Below are 22,924 nucleotides of genomic sequence, written 5' to 3'. Positions count from 1 at the left end.
TTGTTCACCTCTTTTTCAGACCTTTTACAGCCCTTCTTCCCCGCTTTGTTAATTTAATTCCCGTTCGGCTAGAACTTTCATCCCGTCTCGCAAATACTCAGCTAGTCCGGGGCGATAGCCTTCATACATTTTACTGAAATCCTCATGCTCCACATACAAGTCTCCCAGCCCGCTATAAATTTCTGCTGTAGGAGTATAGAATCGGCTTACCCATTGAAGATGACGGCGGATCAGCGCCTGTACTTCTTCACTATTATGCTTCAATCCTTTATTCATGGCTTCAGCCAGCTGCCGATGAATCTGATCAGCCTCTGCCTGTGAATCCAAATAATCCTCTTTGCTCCAGTTCTTTGTCGCCGTCTTGCTTTCCTGAATTGTTTCCTGAGCCTCTTGACCATAACGGTCTGTCAAATCACGTTCGTACATTTCCTGCTTTTCCGGGTTAAACCCTTGGTACATGTGCTCTGGTTTCATTGCTTGTTCCCCTTTCAAATGAGCCACCGTTTCGTCGATGGTCTGTAGGAGAGTATGCAAGCGGAAGACTTTGGCCTCGACCTTGGCTCGATGCTCCTGTAAAACCTCGGCTTTTTGTTCCTTGGTTTGCTCCAGCACCTTTCCAATTTTAGATAAAGACAAATCCAGTTCCCTGTACACCATGATTTGCTGAAGCCTCAAAAGTTGTTCCTGTTCGTAATAGCGATATCCATTATTTCCAATATGATGCGGTTTCAGCAATCCGATTTCATCATAATAATGCAAAGTTCGTACGCTGATTCCCGACAGATTAGATACTTCCTTTACCGTATAGGCCATTCCGCTTCACCTCCCTTGCTTGACAGTCTAGTGTCTCACGTGGCGTGAGAGTCAACACCCCCACTTGCCCACCTTGGTACTACACTTTTACCCGTTAAGCGTGTGATGAACCGTCCCTGTGACAAGGATACAATCAATTCTTTTGTTTAAAGATCGTGATCAGACGACTCATATATTCACGCATATTTACAATTAAATTCGAGTCGCCATCATGAAGACACCAGTTGTACATGACCCCACGAGCTGCAGCGGATTCATGCATACGGCACAAAAATATTTCTACAATTATCCGCAGGCTTTGGACGGGTAAGCATCCCTTCAATTGTAGGTAAAACGGCTGTCGCTCCCTCTCCTATCCCTCATCGCTGGCTTCCCGATGTAATCTGTCGTGAGCTAACTATCGATGAAATTCACACCTACGTCAGAAAATTTGCGGAATCTGCGGCTATTGCCAAAAAGGCAGGCTTTGACGGTATTGAAATCCATGCGGTTCATGAAGGCTATTTACTGGATCAATTTGCGATTTCTTTCTTTAACCATCGGAAAGACCAATACGGCGGAAATCTGAGAAACCGCTTAAGATTTGCCATAGAGATCGTCCAAGCCATCAAAGCCGAATGTGGACAGGATTTCCCGGTATCTCTTCGATACAGCATCAAAAGCTTTATTAAAGATTGGCGTCAGGGCGGATTGCCAGGCGAAGAGTTTCAAGAACAGGGACGGGATATTGAAGAAGGAATTGAAGCGGCCAAAATATTAGAGGAAGCTGGATATGATGCTTTTAATGGTGATGTTGGTTCGTACGATTCATGGTATTGGGCACATCCACCAATGTATCAGGAAAAAGGACTCTATCTTCCTTATAACAAAATTTTAAAAAACATTCTAAAGGTACCTGTCATTACTGCTGGCAGATTGGATAATCCAGACTTGGCCAGCAAGGCAATACGTGAAGGAAAAACCGATATGATTGCACTGGGTCGGCCATTGTTGGCTGATGCTGACATCCCCAACAAAATCAAGGCCGGGAAAATAGAAAAGATTCGTCCTTGCCTCTCCTGCCAAGAGGGCTGCATGGGTCGATTGGCATCTTTTGCAACGATTTCATGTGCCGTTAATCCGGCTTGCGGCAGAGAAAAAGACTATGCACTCGGAAAAGCAGATCAGTCCAAAAAAGTCTTGGTGATCGGTGGAGGACCCGCAGGATGTGAAGCTGCCCGTGTAGCTGCTATTCGCGGACACCACGTTACCTTATTCGATAAAAATAACCGATTGGGAGGTAATCTGATCCCGGGTGGAATTCCAGACTTCAAAGAAGACGATCATTTACTTGCGACCTGGTATGAAGGGGAGCTAAAGGATTTAAAAGTTGACGTTCAATTGAATACCGAGGTTAACCGGACTACCGTAAATGAATATGCAGCAGATGTTGTTATTTTTGCTACCGGCTCCTCTCCCAAAACCTTCTCCATTGGTACATCTACTAAGGTGTATTCCGCAGAAGAAGTTTTGCTTGGGAAAAAAGATCCCGGTGCTTCCACCGTAATTGTCGGAGGTGGGCTTGTGGGATGCGAAACTGCACTTTGGCTTGCTGATCAAGGTAAAAAAGTAACGCTGGTGGAAATGCAAGAAGATATTTTAACCGTCGGCGGCCCGCTGTGCCATGCAAATGAAGATATGCTGCGTGACCTTGTTGCATACAAGGATATCCATCTCCTGACCAACGCCAAAATTGTCGATGCCAACGATCAAGAATTCGTTCTTCAAAATAAAGATGGTGAAGAAACGATTCTAAACGCAGATTCAGCGATTCTGGCTGTAGGATATACTCCTCAGCAATCGCTTTATGAAGACATCCAAAATGAGGTTTCCGAGTCCTACTTAATCGGCGATGCCAAGCAAGTACAAAATATTATGTATGCTGTCTGGGACGCCTATGAGGTTACTAGAAATATATAGTACCCCGCTACCTCCAAAGCCGTTTACTATGTAAGCAGGCGGCTTTGGCTTTTTTACCTTTGCAGCAATTGCTTAGTTAAGAGAGGCTTTTCCCCATAACCACATGATCATAAAAAGCTATCTTTTGAATAATTTTCTCCAAATTGTGCTGCGTTTGTGCCACATGTGCTTCCACTTTCTTTTTGTGGGCTACAAGAAAATCTCTTCTCTCTTGGATTGTAGCTTCTCCTTTTACATTTAGCTCAAGGTATGCCTTAATTTCTTCAATAGTCATCCCTGTATCTTTCATAGCCATAAGGAACCTAATCCAATCGATTTGTTTTTCGGTATATACCCTTCTTCCACCTTCATCCCGACCGACATCAGGTAATATGCCTTCTTTTTCATAATAACGAAGGGTGGATGCGGGCAATCCGCTCTTGATTTGAACTTCTTTAATGGAGTACATGGTTATTCCCCTCCTCGTTCTTTTAATTTCTCTTCAAGTCAGCTTTAACGATAAGTATAAGTTTTCATAGTAAAGAGTGCAAAATTAAGATTCCGATATTCGTCTAGCAGAAAAGCTAGCCCTCTCCCTGTCCTTCTTCTCTCAATTTCCCAATACAACTCCTAACATTCTCCTCCGGATGGTTCACTTCCCAATGATCCAACAGCCGATTAACCTCCTCATCCAGAGGGTGCAGCCGATAATAAAATATGGCAGCTCGTAATTGGTGATGCTCCTCGACAGGTTCATCGTCGGGCCAGTGGTACTCTTGCTTGCCATTCCCATCGGTAGTCCCTATAGCTCCATCCAGCAAGGGAGAACGGCCTTCTAACCCTTCACCACGGGCAATTGCTTTGAGAAAATCGGCATGCCTCATGGCAACATCCGGCGAACAACGGTACAAATTCTCGAAAATATCAAAGGCATCAATCGGATCGTATTCCAGATTCTCAAGGAAATGCCTTTGCAGCAGCGAAGCAACCTTCTTATTGCCCGTCAGTCCGGACAGAAAATAGAACGTGGGCATTTGTGCTTCATAACGAAAATCGTCGACATGGCTGATAATATCGTCCACAATCTGGTCGGTCTGAAGACCTTCACGTGCTAATCGAGTTAGTACCCGTACCGCCTTATATTGGGTCCAATCGTACACACCAAACGCCACCTCATACAACATGGGAATCGATTGTTCCTTGTAATAGTAGATGATCTCAAAAATCGCATCCTGTTGAATATGAAGCCAGTCGCCCAAACCTTCGTACTTTCCCGCCAAGCTCTCTGGTTTCTGCAACTCCGTCCCAAAAAAATAACGTGGAAATAGAGCCAGTGCCTCTTCCCCCAGCATAGCAGCAGACTTCTTCGCCTCGGCGGTAAATTCCTCTGGTTGATCTATTAATCCGCCAACCTTTATAATCGCTGCTGGAATAGCAGTATCCAAATCGATTGCCACTACAGCTTTCTTATTCTTCTTCCAAAACTGAAATATTCTCATATGTAATTCACAGCTCCTTATCCCGTGTTACTAACAATTTCATTGCCAACTAGAATATTCTTTATGAATATATATCGGAAATTCTTTATAATCTCCTCAACACGTTTCCCCCAATAACAAAACATATTTTGGAAATTACTTGTATACTTTTCAACAGTTTACTAAATATATGCGATTGCTTCTCTAAGCCTATTCTTTTTTATCATAACTATTTAGTATTATAAGGATATAAAAAAGGAGGTTATCATTTGAAAAGTACAGGTATGACACGTCCCCTAGATGCGTTAGGCCGTATCGTTATCCCCAAAGAAATGCGAATTTCCATGGATTATAATGTGGGTGATCCTGTTGAGATTTTTGCAGATGAGGAAACTGGTATTCTCGCCTTTCGAAAATATACTGGGGTGACGTGTAAAATGTGTGGTTCAACAGAACAATTAACTTATTTTAGAGACAGCTTTATTTGCGGGGAATGTATTGAAAGTTTAAAAAAGGGAATACATTTTAGCCCTATCCTAAGACCAGCCAAGTCAGCTTTATCCAACTCACAACGATCTAATAAAGAGTCCAAACGTCTGCGGCGATCGACACAACAGATGATCGAAAGTCTAAAAGAATTAATGCAAAAACACCCCAATGCAGCACAGCACGAATATGCCAAAATACTTGAGGTTTCCCAAGCCCGTATATCCCAGCTCAAAAAAATGCTCTAACTACAGCTTGATACCCTACATAGATATACACCAGAGATTTCATCATGTGCAGCTACTTTTGAACCGTGATACGCAGCATCATAGCTAACCGACAAAACGCATGAACGTCCATACGAAAATTCCACACTAGGTATAAAGAACTAGTGAATGACTTGCAAGCGAGAACGCCTATAAGCAGAAGGCTGTGCTACATTTAATAATGGTTCCTGAATTAAAAAATGACCTTCTTTAATTAGAGAAGGTCATTTCATTTATTTATTCATTTTTCTATAGTAAACCACCACACACTTCTAATGTTATTTTTCAATTAATCCACTTTAACCCCAATAATGCAAAAAAAATTTTACAACTATGATTTATCACAAAAAAAGTAAAACTGTTTTTACATATGGTTGTAAATAAGGATGGGTGAATCTAATATGAACAGACCTGCTCAAATTATTTCTATTCTTATATTTTCCGTAAGTGTAAGTGTGTTTGCTGGTTGTGGAAAGCAGGAAACAACGGATACATCTACCAATGGAACAATACCAACAACCTCAGAAACGGTAGTAAAAGAAGAAACAGATCAACCAGCCGCCCTGCAAAACTTGGACGAGATCAAATGGAATGATGTTAAAGACCCTCTAATTGAGGATGCCATGATAGCAAAACTCAAAGCAGCAATAGCTGCCTTCGTGTCAAAAGATTTGGATCAATTCCATGCTGCGCTCGGTCCAGACGTTGGAACAGGTCACGATTACCTCTTCGATCATCCGGTGAAGTTTACTGGTATTGCTGAAGCTATGAAAGAAAATAATCGGATATTGATACCCATTGTAGGGGAACGGCTGAAAAATGAAGAAGGATATTCACCCGATATACGATATACCTTCTATTTAGAAAAAGATAAAGATGGTGCATGGCAAATTGTTTCAATTGATTAACTAAATTCTCTAAGATGCATTTATCTCGATTTCATCCATGATGCTATAAACCAAATGCTTTTCATTCGTAAAGGTATGTTTTTAGTAGTCGCTAAAAGCACACTTTTTTGGGACAATGAATTTTTCCAAAAAAATATCTTGTAGCAACATTGCCCATTCCAACAAGTACGTTTGCACATATGATGTCACAAAATTCAATCTAAAGGAGAGATACACACCTTGTCTAAACATTCTTCTCATCGTTCGATGGGGCCGTTACAACCACATTTCGCGACCACTACTGAAGTGAGCAATTTTGTTAATTTATGGGGAATATTTACTGTGAATGGTCAACAGATCGTTGCTTTTGTAAAAAGCGTAGATCCCGCTAACAAATCAATGTTAGTGCTATATCCTAATGGTACACAATCATATATTGATGTAACTCAAATCAGTCAGGCACAAGGCCCTTATCCAAGTATGCCTTCTATTCCAGGACAAAGCAGTGGTCAGGGCGGTCATCAAGGCGGTGGATCGCCTTGGCCTCCTCACGGTCAAGGCGGTGGTCAGGGCGGTGGGTCGCAGTGGTGGCCTCAACATGGTCAAGGCGGCGGTCAGGGCGGTGGGTCGCAGTGGTGGCCTCAACATGGTCAAGGTGGCGGTCAGGGTGGTGGATCACAGTGGTGGCCTCAACATGGTCAAGGTGGTGGATCACAGTGGCCTTCCGGTGGATCTCGTAGCGCCAATCGGAAAAACTAATACCCAACCCTTATTGTAGCAATTGCCGTTTGCCATGAGCGAGTGTCGATTGGAACACATTCAATATTGGACCAAACAAAAAGGCGTCGCCTGCAAATGCACGCGATGCCTTTTGGATTAGCCACTGGCTACTTCGATTCCCCTAATTCTTAATCCTCTGCTCCTAAACATATTTCCATTAGGCTTTGCTGGCCATGTCTGCAATCTGGCGAAGCCACACTTTACGTGTATCCTCATCGGATTGGGGTACCGACTCGAAGAACAGATGATACATGACGTCAAGCCCACAGTATTCAAATATACCTTTGTCGGACGTCAAGCGAAGTGCTTGATCCATGCCATTGCTAGCATATTCCGCATGTGATTTTCCTTGCGTATTGAGGATAATAGCTTTCTTTCCCTTGAGCATTCCCATCTGCACTCCATTTACATATTTATAAGCAAATCCATAAGAGAATACACGGTCAATATACCCCTTCATAATAGCTGGCATCCCCGTCCACCAAATAGGATAAATAAAGGTGATTACCTCTGCCCATTGCAAAAATTCCTGTTCCCGTACAACATCTTCTCCGATTCCTTCAATGACCTCGCTGCTGCTAATCACAGGTTGAAAGTTGATTGCATATAGATCACGAACAACCACATCATGTCCTTTTTGCTTTAGCCCCTCGACTGCTGTGGTCAAAATTGCATGATTAAAGCTTCCCTCGGATGGATGTGCGTAAATAATAAGATGCTTCATGTTCTCTCCTCCATTTACTTTAAAATAAGTGATTGATCAATTACTTAACTACGTACTCCTTCAATCAACTGAATATGCTCAATCCATAGTTCGGATAAAGATACGTTTGAGTAAACTTTAGCGGTATCCTGCTCATGAATATCACCTCCGTTGCTTAGTTAGTGATTGATCAATTACTAATGATTGGCCTCAGTATAGTATATTCCTTTTTACTTTACAAGTGCTTTTTGTTCAACTTTATATAAAAGATTGTAAAAAGGTCTGATCCCAAAACAGTGTTATTATCGCTGTTCAAAGTAAATTAAGTCCCCCAGTTGGTTTTAAACAGATTGATGTCCATCATGGTGTGATGTCAAGCAATCACTTAATATGACTTTATAATGTCATATTATAAGTTGTATGCTACTGAGAGAGGTGAAGCGTATGCCGTTAAGCAGACATTTTGAAATCGTTTATATGTTACTCCATAAGAAAAAAGTGACTGCTGATGAATTGGCAGAGCATTTTGAGGTTTCCACACGAACGATTTATCGGGACATAGATGCCTTAAGCGCAGCTGGGATTCCCATCTACAGCAGTAGAGGCAAGGGTGGCGGAATATCATTGATGGAGGGTTATGTCTTTAACACCTCTTTACTGTCCGAGCAGGAACAAGATGATATCTTAATGGCCCTTCAGAGTGTAGCTACAGCTACCATCCCACAGGTAGAAGAAGTGCTAAACAAGTTGAGTAGGCTTTTTAAAAAAGACATGGGAAACTGGATCGAAGTAAATTTTTCGCCATGGGGAAGCCAAAACAGCCAGAGACAGCTATTCACTCTTATACGCAACGCAATAATCACAAGCCGTGTTATAAAGTTCCGCTATTATAACGTCGCCGGGGAACAGAGTTATCGTAGCGTCGAACCTGCCAAGCTCTTGTTTAAAGATAAATCCTGGTATGTGGAAGGTTACTGTTTAAATACCGAAAGTCATCGTGTATTTAAGATTAGCCGAATGAAAGAGATTACAGTTACCGAAATTAGTTATGAGCCAAGAACGGTCGTAGCATCTACAGATACAAAGATGAACGACTTGCTTCATACCATTGAAGTAACTCTTCACATTTCTGCTCAAGGAGCTTACCGCGTATACGATGAATTTGCCGAGAAAACAATTACTCAGAAGGAAGACGGCTCTTATACCGTCACGGCACAATTTCCTGTAGGCAATTGGCTGGACAGTTATCTGCTGTCCTTTGGTCCCCTCCTTATAGAGGTTAGCCCCGAACAAGTACGTACAAGAATATTGTCTCTTTTAGAAACGATGAAAAGAAATTTAAATGATCCTCTATAATATGACACCATGTAGTCATATTATTACTGCTATGATGAGTTTGAAGTTATCGCTCACAACATACTCACCATAGGAGGTTGAAGGATTAATGAATCCACATAAAACCATGCCACCGGCAGTAGAAACTTACTTTACATCAGCGAACAAATCCCAGCTTGAAGTATTTACTTCCGCTTTCGATAAAGATGCGTTGATCTTGGATAATCATCGCGAAATCAAAGGTATGGAAGCCATAAAATCATGGTGTGAAGCAGAAATATTGGAGCCGAATGTCACCTTCGAGATCGTGGATATGGATGACAGTAATAATACCATCGTCGTAATTGCGAAAGTAGACGGAGACTTTGATAAATCGAATCTTCCCGACCCACTCCTCCTTAAACATCAATTTCTAGTAAACAACAATAAAATTAAAGAACTGATTATTACACTTCCATAAAGGAATTTAAAAAATAAGAAAGGGAAAACGAATATGCCTGCTTATGTTGTTTTTATACGTGAACAGAGTACCGATCAAACTGAACTCCAACTCTATTCTCGGAGTGGAGATACCTAGAGGTATTCCTCAACCACATTGTAAAATTTAGGAGGAATTATTCGCATGAGTTTTCAATTAGAAAGCATATTAAGTGAGTTTAAAGGCAAAAGAGCCTTGGTCACAGGCGGTACCAAAGGAATGGGAGAGGCTATTGCTAAGAGACTTACGGCTGCAGGTGCTACCGTAATAACTACGGCTCGAACGACTCCAGTTAATTTAGAAAATCCAGACCTGTTTATTCCAGCCGATATTAGTACGCCTGAAGGTGTAGATAAAGTAGTAAACAGTGTTCTTGAGCGCCTAGGCGGTGTAGATATTCTTGTCAACAATGTTGGAGGCTCGTCAGCCCCATCCGGGGGAGCTCTTATCTTGACAGACGAGCATTGGCAGCAAACTTTTAACGCCAATCTGTTTGCTGCCGTCCGTTTAGACCGTGGACTGCTGCCGGCTATGGTGGAAAAGGGTTCCGGTGTTATTATTCATATTTCATCCATTCAACGTCGCTTGCCGCTATATGATGCAACATTGGCTTATGCTGCGGCCAAAGCAGCTTTAACTACTTACAGCAAAGGGTTATCCAAGCAGTTTTCACCTCAAGGCATTCGTATTAATACAGTTGCGCCAGGCTTTATCGAAACGAAGGCAGCACAAAGTTTGATTGATCGGATTGCTGAGACGACAGGTGACCGAGAAAGTGCATTAAAGCAACTGATGGACTCGTTGGGCGGAATTCCAATTGGTCGTCCAGGACTACCAGAAGAAGTCGCTGAGCTTGTTGCTTTTCTGGTATCCGACCGGGCCGCTTCAATTACAGGAAGTGAATATAATATTGACGGTGGAACAGTTCCAACGGTCTAAAACTTTATTTTCATCTGACAATCATGCAGAAGGTGCCAAAAAAGCCTATCTAATGAGCAGACATACGCAAAACGTATTATCTATGTTCATCAGATAGGCTTTTAAATAACCACTACCGTTTAAAAACGATCAGCTTTGTTTCCAGCATTTCTTCCATGGCATACTTTATGCCTTCGCGTCCGGTACCACTTTGCTTCACACCACCATACGGCATATGATCAACACGGAAGCTTGGAATGTCATTGATCATCACGCCGCCAACCTCAAGCTTGTCCGCTGCATCCAACGCGGTCGTGATATTACGAGTGTAAATTCCCGCCTGCAGGCCATAGATCGAATCATTTACATGGTTTACGGCTTCATCTATAGAGCTAACAGAATGAATCAGCACAAGCGGGGCAAACACTTCACGACAGGACACCTTGGAAGTCGGGTCCACATTAAGCAAAACCGTCGGCTCCAGAATACCTCCCTTGGCTTGGCCCCCCAGAGCGATCCTTGCGCCTGCTTGAACCGCTTCTTCCAGCCATTCACGGACACGTTCGACATCCTTGGCTGAAATAAGCGCGGATACATCCGTGTCCGGCTCTAGCGGATCTCCAATTTTTAAACGTTGAGTTGCTTCTATAAATCGGGATACAAAGGTATCATACAGTTCATCGACAACGTAAATACGTTGAACTGAGATACATACCTGCCCCTGATTGGCAAAGGCTCCACTCACACAACGGTCGATGACCGCGTCTACATCCGTATCACGGTCGATAATAACGGCCGCGTTGGAACCCAGCTCCAGCGTGACCCGCTTCAAGCCAGCCTTGGAGCGAATTTCTGTACCGACCGCCGGGCTACCGGTAAAAGTGATATAGCTGACGCGCGGATCAGTGACAAGTATGTCGCCAATGGTTTTACCATCGCCGCTGATCACGTTAAGAGCGCCCGCAGGCAATCCAGCCTGCTCCAGCAGCTCCGCAATCAAGTAAGCCGACAGCGGCGTCTGCTCCGCAGGCTTCAATACGACCGTATTGCCTGCTGCCAGCGCGGGACCCACTTTATGAGCGACCAGGTTCAACGGGAAGTTAAATGGTGTGATAGCTCCTACTACCCCTACAGGTTCTTTGAGCGTGTAGGCCATACGACCCTCGCCGCCCGGTGCGGCATCCAGCGGAATGATTTCCCCGTGAATCCGTTTGGCTTCTTCAGCTGCGAACTTGTAGGTTTGCACCGTCCGGTCAACCTCCGCCAGCGCAGCCTTCCATGGTTTGGACGCTTCACGTGCAATGATGCGCGCTGCATCCTCACGCCGCTCTTCCAGCAGGTCGGCCAGCTTCTCCAAAATGGCTGACCGCTGGTGCGCTGGCATGGCCCGCATCTCCGAGCGTGCATCAGAGGCCGCCTGAATAGCAGCCTTGGCATCCTCTGCTGTGGCCTCTGCCACCTCAGCAATGATTTTTCCGGAATAGGGTGATTTCAACGTCGTGTACGATGAAGCTGCTTTCCATTCTCCACCAATAAATAAATGCTGCTGCATGCTTTTTCCTCCTTCTCTTGATATCAACGTTCCTTTTAACATCTATTTTACCGTCAACACCGGACAAGGTGCATGCTGAATCACCTGATGGCTCACGCTACCCAGTATCATTTCGGAAACAAGTCCTTTGCCTCGCGTTCCCATAATGATCAAATCCGTCTTTTCCTGCTTTGCACTTTCGCAAATGACACTCGCCGGATCACCGTGACCCGCCAGCATACGGTAAGAAATACCCTCGTCCTTCAAATAGTCGGATGCTGGTTCCAAGATATGACGACCTTCCTCTTCGATTCGCTCATCCACATCAACCCCAACCGGGGGCTCATTCATGGATAAAGCCGGGTTTACATGCAATACAGTCAGATGTGGATTCCCCTGAAGCTGCTTAGACAACGTTTTGGCTGTCTGCAACGCATTCATAGCATGTTCCGAACCATCAATCGCGACCAGAATATGTTTGTATTCGCTCATACTCTTTTCCTCCTCAGAAGTTCGATCTTAGTGTGCATCCACCTGAATATCCTGCATATGTCGACGACGTACGATCAGCACAGCTACGCCAATCAGTACCATCAATGCTCCAAAATAAAATGGGGTTTCTGCTGAGTACCACTCTGACAGCTTCCCTGCAAGCCACGGCGAAATTGCCCCGCCCAAAAACCGCATGAAGCTGTAGGCCGCAGATGCTGTCGAGCGCTCCACTGGAGCAGCCTGCATAACAGCAGTTGTAATCAATGTATTGTTAATCCCCAGAAAAATACCAGCCACAATGACGGCGACAATGACAGTCGTTGGTGAACCAGCTACCGTCCCGATCGCCATAACACCTAAATCAATGGCAAACAGCGTCAGCATGATACTAATGGAAGATACCACGCTCAAGCGTGCTTGAATCTTCGGTGCTACAAACACCGAGGTAAAGGCCAGCATAATTCCCCAGCCAAAAAACACATAACCCAAACCATGCTCGTCCAGATTCATTACATATGGAGAATACGCCATCAACGTAAAAAATCCAAAGTTATATAACAACGCTACAATACCGAGCGTGAGCAAAGCCGGATAACTGAGCGCTTTGAACGGATCGGCAATGGAACCGCGTTTTTTGGGCTTTGGAATGGAAGGCAGCATAAACGTAATGAACAAAAATCCCACTACCATCAGTCCGGCTACACCGAAAAACGGACCGCGCCAGGAAATGGAACCTAACTCACCGCCCAGCAACGGACCCACTGAAATCCCGAGGCCCAATGCCGCTTCATACAAAATAATTGCTTTAGCTGTTCCAGAAGTGGACAGACCTACAATCGCAGACAACGCTGTTGCGATAAACAAAGCGTTCCCCAAACCCCAGCCTGCCCGGTAGCCCACAATTCCGCTAACTGTACTGGCTGTGCCGCCCAGTCCAGCAAACACAATAATAAATAAAATCCCGGTTAGTAGTGTCCATTTGACACCCAATCGACTAGATACAACGCCTGTAATCAGCATCGCAACGCCTGTTACCAGATTATAGCTGGTGAACAGCAATGACACTTGGCTTTTCGTAGCATGAAGCTGATCAGCAATGGCCGGAAGAATCGGATCGACCAATCCCAGACCCATAAATGAAATAACACAAGCAAAGGCGACTGCCCAGACCGCTTTAGGTTGAGACAGCAAGCCTGAGCGTTCTTTTAACTCTTCAGGTAATGCATGTTGTGAACTCATATTATGATGTTACCTCCACATCTGAATGTAAATGTTCTTGTTATGACGGGTCGTGATCAAGTTCATCATCCAGAAGAACCTTGCGTTCACGCACCCTAACCCGTAACTCCTCCAACTCAGTCTGGAGCATACGGATGCTGTTGATTTTTCCCTCCATTAATTCCAACTGCTCGTTCAATGTACTTTCCATATCCTCCAACATGGCCCGTCGCTCGTTCGGTTGCAAATGCTCCGTTCGCTCGCGATATTCCTCCCGCTGACCCTTAAGCATTTCCGCTGCGGACATGTAACGCTGAAGCTCTTGCAAGGAGAATCCAAGTACTTCCTTGGCACTCACTATTTTTTTTAGTAAGTCCACATCCTCCTGCGTATACAGGCGCATATTTCCTTCACTGCGCTGCGGAGAGGGCAATAAGCCGATTTCCTCATAATAACGAATGGTTCGCTTGGTTAATCCGCTTTGTTTGGCGACCTCATCAATTTTATACGTAACCATGACACCCACCTTATGAAAAAGATTATATATAAATACTACGCCTCTATAACGTTAACGTCAACGTAAACTTCAATATAAAAAAAACCGCCTCTAATTGGAGACGGTTCCTATTTTGACTAGTACGGTCATAGACCCGAGCATCGGTGCTCAAGCCCATGAATATAGCTTTAGATGAAACAAGTACGAGTGATGATAACCAGTAAAATGAAGAGAACCAGAATAACACCAGTGGAGGTGAACATGTTACAACCGCCACAACCTCTATCTACTTCACCCATTTCGTATTCCTCCTCCCTACTGATTCCAGCAAATCTTCCGAATTTTAAATCCTTGAGCTACGAATTAGATGATAAATGCTTTGGAAATAATAACGAGCAGAATGAAAAGTACCAGAATCGCTCCTGTAGATGTAAAAGCTCCATAACCAGCGCCTACTCCAGACATGGTGATTCCTCCCTTCATGGTTTACAAGAGCATCTTATGCTTATGCCATCATCCATGATAGGGACAAATGCCGCGCCTGCCGCCCAAATCTAGGTTGGGGTTGTACTGTCCTGTTATTCTTCGGACCCGAGCATGCCGTGATACAGGAGGTTTCGTGCCTGCTTGGCAAGCACAGACGGACTTTCACGTCCAGGCAGCAATTTAGTTAACGTCAGCCGTTCAATCAAGCCGATCACGCATTCTGCTGTCAGTTCAGGGTCCAGTTCCTCACGGCAGGAGCCCCATCGTTGCGCCGCCAGCAGATGCTTTTTGATATGCTCAGCCATTTCCGCCTTAATACGCACCGAATCTGTCGCCTGGTAAAATCCGACACGAGTGATCGCCGGATTATTAGACAACACGCGAAAAATAGCTTCCAGAAACACCTGTCCCCGTCTCAAAATTTCAGCCTCGCTTAGGTCTGGGCCTATCTTCATGCTTTGTACCGTATCATTCACCAAAGTACCGAAGCTCTCCACAAGCTCCTCGTACAACTGTTCCTTGCTTTCAAAATGAATATAAAAATCCGGCTGCGTCAATCCTGCACGTGCCGCGATCGAACTTACCTTTGTCTGATAAAACCCCGTCTGAGCAAACTCTTCAGCCCCCGCTTCCAGTAACAACCGTCGACTCTCCCGACTTCTGACTCCTGCTCTCATCACGGTCTTGCCCCCTTACGCCACAAATCTATCGTATTATAAAGTTCCTTTGCAGTAAGAACAACGGGCTTGAGGATGATATATACCTGTCCTTCAAAAGTCCTAATACAGAAGGACTGAACGTTTTGGAAAATCAAGGGCATCTCCCTACAAGGTATAATTAACCAATCTGACGGTGAGCGAGCAGGAATTATTACGTGGAATTCAAATATTTATACTTGAGGATTTTGCAAAATCCTGACTTTCGATATATATCAGTGATGAGGACAATATTTGCGCATCATCTCAATCGTTGTCAGATCATCATCCAACCCCCGTTGTTGCAAGCCGTCGATAATTTGCTGACGTTCCTGATCTTTAACATTTTGACCGAATTTAAACTTGGCAGTCCATTCCTCCGGTACAATTTTGATCAGAGCGACCCCTTTTAAACGTGAAGCATACCGAGAATCGCTGGCATCAATCGTGTCATACCCGCCTTCCGGTTGCAGCTTGCTCATAAAAATGGAAAAGGCCGATGCTTTTTCTTCCAGATCCACTACATGCTCCGCATGACCACGCACGGTAATACTTTTAAAAAATGAAGTCGCCGGACATGCCATATGTTCATCCGTAAAATAAGACGGAATGAGCGCATATTCTTTGGCGGCTGAAAAAGTAACTCGATTATCTTCTTTCATCCGTTCCATCTTTTCTCCAGCACGGCTGCCATGAATATAAAAAACGCCATTTCCATAAGCGAAATTCAAGGGAACCACACGCGGAAAACCATCCTCGCTGTTCATGCCTAAAAATCCGAAACTGACCTCGCTTAGAAACTGCTCTATTTCCTCTAGTTCTGCTACCGTAAATTCTTTTCTTCTCATAGGGAACTCTCCTTCCATCTATTGACCAATGATACATTTCAGATTATGTTGAAAATGGATTCATAAAAAGATCCAATATGAACGAAAATGAGTGGCCCAATCGAAGGAGAAGAGTATGGATATTACGATTGCTTATCAGCGTGCGCTTCAAAAGTATCATTTAAAATATTTGGCATTGTATCATGCTCTTCGTGAGGGAATCCTCAATGGCTCCCTTGCCAGTGGTACGCGTCTGCCTTCCACTCGTGATCTGGCTGTGATGTATGGAATTTCGCGAGGGAGCGTTAAAGAGGCATATGATATGTTGTTGGCAGAAGGATATATAGATTCGGCAGTAGGCAGAGGAACCTTTGTTATGGAACAGACAGCGGTGCTGCCCGACAAATCTTTAATCAACCAGCAGAACCAGAATTCACCTGTTGTAAAACAAAAAGCCCCTGCTCTATCAGCTTGGGGACAACGAATCATGCAGATCGAAAGGGAACGAAACTTACAGCGGTCTCCTGCTTCTGCTACAAATAGAGACAGTGCGCAACAGCCTTTGATTTCTTTTCAGGCAGGAGAAGTTGTATTGGAGGGCAACTCACAGATCGCATGGAAAAGCGCAATGACTGCCGCTGGAAAGGATCTGCAAAAGCCCTCGGCTGACGCGACGACTGCACCAGTGAGCGGTGATGAATGGCTGCGTGAAGCGATTTGCCATCATGTTGGCAGAACACGCGGAATTACAGCCACGCCGGATCAAGTCGTATTATGCAGTGGTTCCATGGAAGTGATCACGTTATTAAGTCAGTTGCTTATTCATGAACAAGATCGAATTGTATTAGAAAACCCCTGTTATTCCGGCATCTACCGTGCAGTTACTGCCTCAGGCGGACAGATACATGCTGCTGAGATGGATCAACATGGAATTGTCCCACAGGATTGGGATTCCAAACTCCTATTTGTTACACCTGGACGACAGTTTCCAACCGGTGCAGTGTTGCCATTAACACGCCGTCAACATATTTTGCAATGGGCAGCATCCAAGGGAGCGTGGATCATTGAGGACGATTATGACAGTGAATTCCGTTGGGCAGGACGACCCATTGAACCATTAAAAGCACTGGATCGTACAGAATGTGTCATCTATGTCGGCTCCTTTTCCAAAAGCATGTTCAGCAGCCTTCGACTCGGGTTTGCAATCTTGCCCGTTGAATTAGCCCAAGCGCTGACAGCTGCCAAACGACTATACGATCCCCTGCCGCCTGCCCGCTTGGAACAGCGCGCACTGGCACGTTTTATGATGCGCGGCGACTACGTTCGCCATGTGCGACGGATGACTCGAATATACAGATCACGCTACGACGTGTTCCAACGTGAAATACAGCAGTTAAGTGAACTGTTTCACTGGCATCAGAACGATTGTGGACTACATGCCTATGCCATCTGGAAGCAGGAGTCTGCCCAGTACCATCATTTGATGCAGACAGCACAATTTTACGGAGTCACATGGCGTGATGCCGCCGATTACCAACTGACACCGGGACCTCCATCAGCCTGCTTTATCTTTGCCCATTTAACGGAGCAACAAATTGTTGAAGGGTTTAACCGTCTGCGCCAGGCTTGGGACCATATTAAAAATCAATGAGGAGTTCCCTTATTTAATCACTAGCCCCAACAGCCCTACAAATGATGAAGCTTGATGCGGTGAGATGATGCAGCCATTCAAATCTTCTATATCCACCTGTAACCCATCAAATTCACAATCGCTCAGATCAATCCCGTTGAGCTTGGACCCCGATAGCATCGCTTGATCCAGATTGCAACGGTTAAAAAAGGTTTTTTGTAGTGTTAAATGATACAGATCGGCACTTATTAAAGAACAATCCTCAAAACCAACTTGCTTAAAATTAGCAAAACGGAACATCGAATAATCCGCTAAGCAATCCGAAAAACGAACGTTTTGGAGCCTGCTTCTGGAAAAGTCTGTTCCAAGCAATTTGCAGTTTTTGAACTCTACCCGATGGATAAAGGAACCGGAAAAATGAACATTAGACAGATCGCATTTATCAAAAATGACGTCTGTCCATTCACTTTCCGGTAATGACGATTCCATGATCGTTACATTTTTAAAAGTCATCTTCTCTAATGAAACCTTAACCGCTTCCACATTATCCAAAATCATATCTTCTACAGACCCCATACTATATTCGCCTTTGGACCGTAAGGAATACATTTCTTCGTTTAGTACGGGCAAGTCCACAGGAATTTTCGGCAACTCCATTTTAATTTTCATAATAACTCTACCTCCACGATTGAGAGCCCTCTAGGACATCTATATGAATCTATTTTCTATCAATTCTCATACATAGGGTAGCAAAAGTATTTCTCACACATATATTAACGTAGTGAGCACGCTCACGAACCTTTGTTAGGAGGTTGATAGCATGGCAGTACAACTATCTAATCAAGTGTTCTCCATCTCTGTCGGAGATTACGGCGATCTCTCTTCCTTACGGCTGGTAGGGGACACTTTTAATACCAACTATGTCATGAACAGCTCCAACGCACCTAAACAGAATACGTCGGATCATCAGTGGCTGGGTGAACTGATGTTCACCTATCGTCTCGGCAACGGAGCGTGGACTCGGGCATGGACAAGTAATTCTGCTGATGCGCGCCAGATCACCTCTTCTGGAAACAGTGTCCAGGTAGCCTATCAGAATTCATCAAACAATCAGGGAATACGTAATTTCATTTTACATGAAACTTATTCGTTGGTTAACGATTATTTGCATTGGCAAATGAAAGTAACGAACACCTCTAATCAAACACTGGAGATCGGAGATTGGGGACTGCCGCTTCCGTTTAACGAGTACTGGTCCGGCGGCAATAATGAACAAATTTATGAAACCAGAGTACTCTCACACTCCTTTGTAGGCCATAACAGCTCCTTTATTACCGCTGGACGACCTAGCGGCATCGGACCGTATGTACTGCTGATCCCTGATGCCTCAACGGGTGCTGGTCTCGAATATCAGGACCATTGGAGAACTGAGGAGCATCCAGGCAGCACATGGGCTATGGAGCAAGGTGGCTGGTCCGAAGGACTGAATGTGTTCTATATCCATTCCAATGTCATCAAGAGCACCAACCGTGGCTATCTTGGAAGCACCAGTCTGTCGCTGGCTCCTGGTGAAAGCAAAACGTATGCCTTTAAATTTTACAAGGTAGCGGACGAGCAGGCCGTAAAGGACAGGCTGTACAGTGAGGGACATGTGGATGTGACCGTGGTTCCGGGCATGATTTTCCCGACGAATCTCAAGGCCAAATTCGATCTGCATACCAGCAAATCCATTACCTCTGTCACAGCGCAATATCCGTCTGAAACGACCATCAGCTATCTGGAAACAGCCCCTACAAACCATAAAATATATGAACTTACACTGGGACGACTGGGACATAACAATATTACTGTAAACTATGGTAACGGCGAAAAACCGTTCTCCAGTTCTATGCCATCGAGCCAGTCGAAGCTGCACTTCAGCGTCACTCTACCTTCATGGTCAACAGCACCCAATGGAACGTGCCGGGCGACCTGAGGGACAAGGTCTTTGATGACTGGATGATGCAGTACAAGGCTAGACGCAACAGCTTTGCTGGTTACTGGGGCTGGGGTGATGATTGGGGACTAACTCACGGCCAGTTTCTGGCGGAGAAAAACGTTCAGAAGCCCGTGGCATCTGAGATCAAGGCAGTCGATGATTATTTGGAAGTAGCCATCTGGACGAATTTGATGGAAGGCCATCATACCGATTATCTGGTCCCTGATTTCCTCATGCCGCAGCCTAACACGACACCAACGTACCGTGGCTATGCCTATCCGCACATTTATAATACGTTTTTTAGCATGTATAAAATTGCCAAGCTGTATCCCAACCTGATCAGCTATCGCAATAGCAAAAACACATATTTGCTACGTGCTTATCGTATTTTTAAAGCGTTGTATGAAGGCCCTGTTGCTTATAACTGGAACACGGGACTCATGGGTGAGCTAACTACACCTGATATGATTAAAGCGCTTCAGGAAGAAGGCTTGACCACCGAGGCTAACGACCTGATTGGCAAAATGGCTACCAAGTACAACAATTTCAAAAACACCACCTATCCTTATGGCTCTGAGTATAACTATGACAATACAGGCGAAGAAGCCGTATATACACTCGCCAAAATGAACAACAACACGACGATGATGAGCAAAATCAACGCCAAAACGCGTGCTGCACGCGGTCATATGCCTGTCTGGTACTATTACACCGATCCGGTCACCATCACCGGAGAGAATTGGTGGAACTTCCAGTACACCACCTCACTGGCCGGCTATGTGATGGATGACTGGACACGTCGGCATTCGTCCAAGCCCGAAGTGGATCAGCGTCTATCCTATGCCGCCAAGCTGGCGAACATCGGAGCGATTAACTCGGGACAGATCAGCTCTGATCCTGCCAACATCGGGGCGGTATCGTGGACATATCAGGCGGGCAAGGGCAATTACGGCGCACTCGGTCTGGACGGTGGCCCTCTCTTTAACGGATGGCGCGGCATGTCCGGGGAAGCCGATCTGGGACTGTTTGGAGCCATCAAAATCCTAAGCTCGGATGTTGCTGTAGATCCAATATTCGGCTTGTTCGGCTATGGCTGTGACGTTACAGAAAGCAGTAACAGCTACGCGATTACTCCAAAGGACGGTGTATTCCAACGTCTGCATCTGATCACCCAAAAGCTGAGTTTGGAGCTGAATCGGGATCAATATAGCTTGGCCATCGTGTCCAAGTCCAAGAACAACATCCGTCTGACACTGAAAAATATGACCCCAGGCACGACTCATACCACCGTTATGAGCTTGACCGGACTCGCGGCAGGTACGTATGACGTGCTCGTAGACGGCACAAAAACCGGGTCAGTCACGGCTACTAACAGCTCTGCGACCACGGTCAGACTGAATATTGGTACGGCAGCCAACTATGATATCCGTATCCAGTCGAGTACAGACAACCCGTCTCCCGCCGGAGACATTGTAGCCCGTTATGAATTTGATGAAACGGCCGGATCTACCGCAGCCGATTCGTCAGGTTATGGACAGCAGGCCAGTGTAAGTGGAGGCGCGTGGGGCGCCGGACGAAAAGGTAATGCCCTGTACTTTAACGGTACAGACGCCTATGCTAGCCTGCCCGGTGGTATCGTTAGCAGCATAAATGACTTTACGATTGCCGCGTGGGTACGGGTGAACACGCATAACGGCTGGGCACGCCTGTTTGATTTTGGAGCAGGCACGGATCGGTATATGTTTTTGACACCCAAGGCCGAGGGAACTGGCATGCGCTTTGCTATCACCGTCTCGGGGAACGGAGAGGAACAACAGTTGAATGCGCCAGAGCTGGCAACTGGGGTTTGGAAGCATGTCGCCGTGACTTTGTCAGGCAATACTGGAATGATGTATGTGGACGGTGTAGAGGCGACGCGTAACACCAACATGACGCTGAAGCCTTCTAGCCTTGGACTGACAGACCGGAACTATATTGGGAAATCCCAGTTTGATGATCCCTATCTGAACGGTGCAGTGGATGAACTGATCATTTACAACAGAGCCCTGACCGCTCAGGAAATCCGGGGCTTGGCCTCGGCAAGCAGCACCATTACAGCCCATGATGAGGGAGCCCGTTCATATGCCGAAGGAGCAGATTAGAATACATTTACGCATTCATTCATGCCGTTAACGTTTTAGATTGTGAATGATTTGTACTGTGAATCATTTGTGTCGTGAATCATTTGCGTCGTAAATGATTGGTATCGTGAATGATTCTTGCTTATATTAGCTCTACCCCCGGATTTCTTAAGTTAAGTCTGTAATCAGGGGAGAAATCCGGGGAGATGATGCTTCCGAGCAAGCCACCCTATGGAAAGCATTTAAAGCGACCGCCTTACCGGGACGATCAGCGGCAACTTTTCCATCTGGAGGGCGTTTAGCTCCGTCTAATGCGTGTCGTTCTTGGTCTTAAGCGAACCAGTTCCTCACTAGTGAGTTGCCTAGTATAGGAGCGAGGGGAAGATCCTGTATCTATCCTCAGTACTCTGCCTGCCCCGTTGGGGCGGGCTACCCGTGTGTTGAATACCTGCATGGCCCACTGCACCGGAAAGGCTATGGATAAGCGACCATCTGCCGTACCTGCATAGTTGACCGCAGCTGCATAATTATCTGACTGTCTGAGCCATACAGAGCCGGAATCCCCAGGTAGTGATACGGGAGTCGTACCTCTAATAACCGTCTGATCTTCGAAGGTCAGTAAGCCCAACTCTCCACCATAATTGATTTGCAGGTCCGTATAGACGGACTCTACCGTGCCATTGACCCGCCCGGTCGTACGCCCTACCTTCTTCAATCTTTCCCCTATGCGATATGCGGTCACATGACCCGGAATCGCTCCTACTGTAGCATAACGCGGATTGAGCAAGTTGTTACGGGTCGGAAGCGAAAGCGCCGCATCAATCAGGTTCGTTCCGGTGGGATTCAAGCGTACGTAACGATAAAGCCGTCCTATACGATCCTGGGCAACCGTCCCCCCATCGGCTCCGCCTGGCTGAATTGTAGCCTCTCGATTGTCTGTATTGGAGGGATTGAGGACATGGTTATTGCTAAAAAGATAACGTGTCGCCGGCGCTCCAGTTGGGGCAACGATGAGTCCGGTTGAACCGGAGCCTTCAATCGTCCCGACACTGTAGCCGGCGATGACCGGGCGTATGCGCACTTTGTAGTCCGTGGCATTGGCTCTGATCTTTCCAGTCTTTACAATTCGGACTGGAACGTTCGTTTTCTTTCCTAATGCGGTGGCCGACAGGAGTCCAGTAGAGGCCGACGCTAAACGGTCCGTGTACACAATGACAGCGGCTCCTCTTTTGGGATGAGCAGGGTCCCTGTACCCTACGCCAATGCCGTGGACACCGGACATTTTTAAAACTCGCTTGGCCATCCGCTTTTTCACTTGAAGCGCGGCCGAGAAGGTAGCCAACATAATCATCTCCTTTTACATTCAGAT

General features: G+C 45.5%; 21 protein-coding genes and 1 pseudogene. 9 read left to right on the top strand and 13 right to left on the bottom strand.

The features are described from left to right. Positions 1 to 48 precede the first annotated feature (48 nt). Positions 49 to 813, bottom strand: coding sequence for a MerR family transcriptional regulator (locus ACM1ND_RS03770; RefSeq protein WP_069080926.1), 765 nt, complete (start codon positions 811 to 813; stop codon positions 49 to 51). Between the two features lie 243 nt (positions 814 to 1,056). Here ACM1ND_RS03770 and ACM1ND_RS03765 point away from each other — a divergent pair, with 243 nt between their 5' ends. Then, on the top strand, positions 1,057 to 2,772 hold the full coding sequence (locus ACM1ND_RS03765; RefSeq protein WP_418027982.1) for an FAD-dependent oxidoreductase: 1,716 nt from the start codon (positions 1,057 to 1,059) through the stop codon (positions 2,770 to 2,772). A 76-nt stretch (positions 2,773 to 2,848) separates the two neighbouring features. Here the strand turns inward: ACM1ND_RS03765 and ACM1ND_RS03760 are convergent, their stop codons facing one another. Next, positions 2,849 to 3,220 (bottom strand): MerR family transcriptional regulator, encoded by a 372-nt coding sequence (locus ACM1ND_RS03760; protein ID WP_013308707.1) that lies wholly within the window; start codon positions 3,218 to 3,220, stop codon positions 2,849 to 2,851. A gap of 115 nt (positions 3,221 to 3,335) precedes the next feature. After that, positions 3,336 to 4,250 (bottom strand): transcriptional regulator, encoded by a 915-nt coding sequence (locus ACM1ND_RS03755; RefSeq protein ID WP_069080929.1) that lies wholly within the window; start codon positions 4,248 to 4,250, stop codon positions 3,336 to 3,338. A 248-nt stretch (positions 4,251 to 4,498) separates the two neighbouring features. Between ACM1ND_RS03755 and ACM1ND_RS03750 the strand changes: the two genes are divergently transcribed. The 3 genes from ACM1ND_RS03750 (at position 4,499) to ACM1ND_RS03740 (ending at position 6,627) form a co-directional block, all read left to right on the top strand. Beyond that, entirely contained in the window at positions 4,499 to 4,963 is a 465-nt protein-coding gene (locus ACM1ND_RS03750) for an AbrB/MazE/SpoVT family DNA-binding domain-containing protein (RefSeq protein ID WP_023986953.1), read from the top strand. A gap of 419 nt (positions 4,964 to 5,382) precedes the next feature. Next, positions 5,383 to 5,889 (top strand): hypothetical protein, encoded by a 507-nt coding sequence (locus ACM1ND_RS03745; RefSeq protein WP_069080930.1) that lies wholly within the window; start codon positions 5,383 to 5,385, stop codon positions 5,887 to 5,889. A gap of 219 nt (positions 5,890 to 6,108) precedes the next feature. Beyond that, entirely contained in the window at positions 6,109 to 6,627 is a 519-nt protein-coding gene (locus tag ACM1ND_RS03740; RefSeq protein ID WP_076265261.1) for a hypothetical protein, read from the top strand. Between the two features lie 178 nt (positions 6,628 to 6,805). On the opposite strand, the gene ACM1ND_RS03735 is transcribed toward ACM1ND_RS03740, so the two are convergent. Beyond that, positions 6,806 to 7,372: an NAD(P)H-dependent oxidoreductase gene (locus tag ACM1ND_RS03735; protein WP_028541035.1), complete on the bottom strand. Its 567-nt coding sequence runs from the start codon at positions 7,370 to 7,372 to the stop codon at positions 6,806 to 6,808. Between the two features lie 423 nt (positions 7,373 to 7,795). Between ACM1ND_RS03735 and ACM1ND_RS03730 the strand changes: the two genes are divergently transcribed. From ACM1ND_RS03730 to ACM1ND_RS03720, 3 genes are all read left to right on the top strand, one after another. Further along, entirely contained in the window at positions 7,796 to 8,707 is a 912-nt protein-coding gene (locus tag ACM1ND_RS03730; RefSeq protein WP_264454191.1) for a helix-turn-helix transcriptional regulator, read from the top strand. An 88-nt stretch (positions 8,708 to 8,795) separates the two neighbouring features. Beyond that, positions 8,796 to 9,146 carry a nuclear transport factor 2 family protein gene (locus ACM1ND_RS03725; protein ID WP_023986948.1) on the top strand — a complete coding sequence of 117 codons (351 nt, stop codon included), beginning with the start codon at positions 8,796 to 8,798 and terminating at the stop codon, positions 9,144 to 9,146. A 162-nt stretch (positions 9,147 to 9,308) separates the two neighbouring features. Continuing rightward, entirely contained in the window at positions 9,309 to 10,103 is a 795-nt protein-coding gene (locus tag ACM1ND_RS03720) for an SDR family oxidoreductase (protein ID WP_076265259.1), read from the top strand. Positions 10,104 to 10,215: 112 nt separating this feature from the next. Here ACM1ND_RS03720 and ACM1ND_RS03715 read toward each other — a convergent pair whose 3' ends face one another. From ACM1ND_RS03715 to ACM1ND_RS03685, 7 genes are all read right to left on the bottom strand, one after another. Beyond that, the gene (locus ACM1ND_RS03715) at positions 10,216 to 11,634 is read right to left on the bottom strand and encodes an aldehyde dehydrogenase family protein (protein WP_418027082.1); all 1,419 of its coding nucleotides are present in this window, start codon (positions 11,632 to 11,634) and stop codon (positions 10,216 to 10,218) included. A 42-nt stretch (positions 11,635 to 11,676) separates the two neighbouring features. Then, positions 11,677 to 12,105: a universal stress protein gene (locus ACM1ND_RS03710; RefSeq protein ID WP_023986945.1), complete on the bottom strand. Its 429-nt coding sequence runs from the start codon at positions 12,103 to 12,105 to the stop codon at positions 11,677 to 11,679. A 27-nt stretch (positions 12,106 to 12,132) separates the two neighbouring features. Beyond that, positions 12,133 to 13,344 (bottom strand): MFS transporter, encoded by a 1,212-nt coding sequence (locus ACM1ND_RS03705; RefSeq protein WP_264454193.1) that lies wholly within the window; start codon positions 13,342 to 13,344, stop codon positions 12,133 to 12,135. A gap of 40 nt (positions 13,345 to 13,384) precedes the next feature. After that, positions 13,385 to 13,840: a MerR family transcriptional regulator gene (locus tag ACM1ND_RS03700; protein ID WP_023986943.1), complete on the bottom strand. Its 456-nt coding sequence runs from the start codon at positions 13,838 to 13,840 to the stop codon at positions 13,385 to 13,387. Between the two features lie 342 nt (positions 13,841 to 14,182). After that, positions 14,183 to 14,284 (bottom strand): hypothetical protein, encoded by a 102-nt coding sequence (locus ACM1ND_RS03695; protein ID WP_023986941.1) that lies wholly within the window; start codon positions 14,282 to 14,284, stop codon positions 14,183 to 14,185. A gap of 113 nt (positions 14,285 to 14,397) precedes the next feature. Next, a complete protein-coding gene (locus ACM1ND_RS03690; RefSeq protein WP_023986940.1) occupies positions 14,398 to 14,982 on the bottom strand; it encodes a TetR/AcrR family transcriptional regulator in 585 nt (194 codons plus the stop codon). Positions 14,983 to 15,236: 254 nt separating this feature from the next. Then, entirely contained in the window at positions 15,237 to 15,848 is a 612-nt protein-coding gene (locus tag ACM1ND_RS03685; RefSeq protein ID WP_023986938.1) for a pyridoxamine 5'-phosphate oxidase family protein, read from the bottom strand. A 115-nt stretch (positions 15,849 to 15,963) separates the two neighbouring features. On the opposite strand from ACM1ND_RS03685, the gene ACM1ND_RS03680 reads away from it, so the two are divergent. Next, positions 15,964 to 17,478, top strand: a complete 1,515-nt coding sequence (locus ACM1ND_RS03680; RefSeq protein ID WP_075153719.1) for a PLP-dependent aminotransferase family protein — start codon at positions 15,964 to 15,966, stop codon at positions 17,476 to 17,478. 9 nt (positions 17,479 to 17,487) lie between these two features. Here ACM1ND_RS03680 and ACM1ND_RS03675 read toward each other — a convergent pair whose 3' ends face one another. Continuing rightward, positions 17,488 to 18,126: a pentapeptide repeat-containing protein gene (locus tag ACM1ND_RS03675; RefSeq protein WP_028541040.1), complete on the bottom strand. Its 639-nt coding sequence runs from the start codon at positions 18,124 to 18,126 to the stop codon at positions 17,488 to 17,490. Positions 18,127 to 18,277: 151 nt separating this feature from the next. Here ACM1ND_RS03675 and ACM1ND_RS03670 point away from each other — a divergent pair. Beyond that, positions 18,278 to 21,576: pseudogene (locus ACM1ND_RS03670) on the top strand (DUF5695 domain-containing protein). 277 nt (positions 21,577 to 21,853) lie between these two features. Here the strand turns inward: ACM1ND_RS03670 and ACM1ND_RS03665 are convergent. Beyond that, a complete protein-coding gene (locus ACM1ND_RS03665; RefSeq protein WP_418027081.1) occupies positions 21,854 to 22,900 on the bottom strand; it encodes a hypothetical protein in 1,047 nt (348 codons plus the stop codon). Between the last annotated feature and the right edge of the window lie 24 nt (positions 22,901 to 22,924).

It is taken from the genome of Paenibacillus sp. JJ1722 (assembly GCF_048282685.1).
GTDB lineage: Bacteria > Bacillota > Bacilli > Paenibacillales > Paenibacillaceae > Paenibacillus > Paenibacillus polymyxa_B.
The sequence above is the reverse complement of the archived record's forward strand: the minus strand, read 5'-3'. Positions and strand labels throughout refer to the sequence as shown.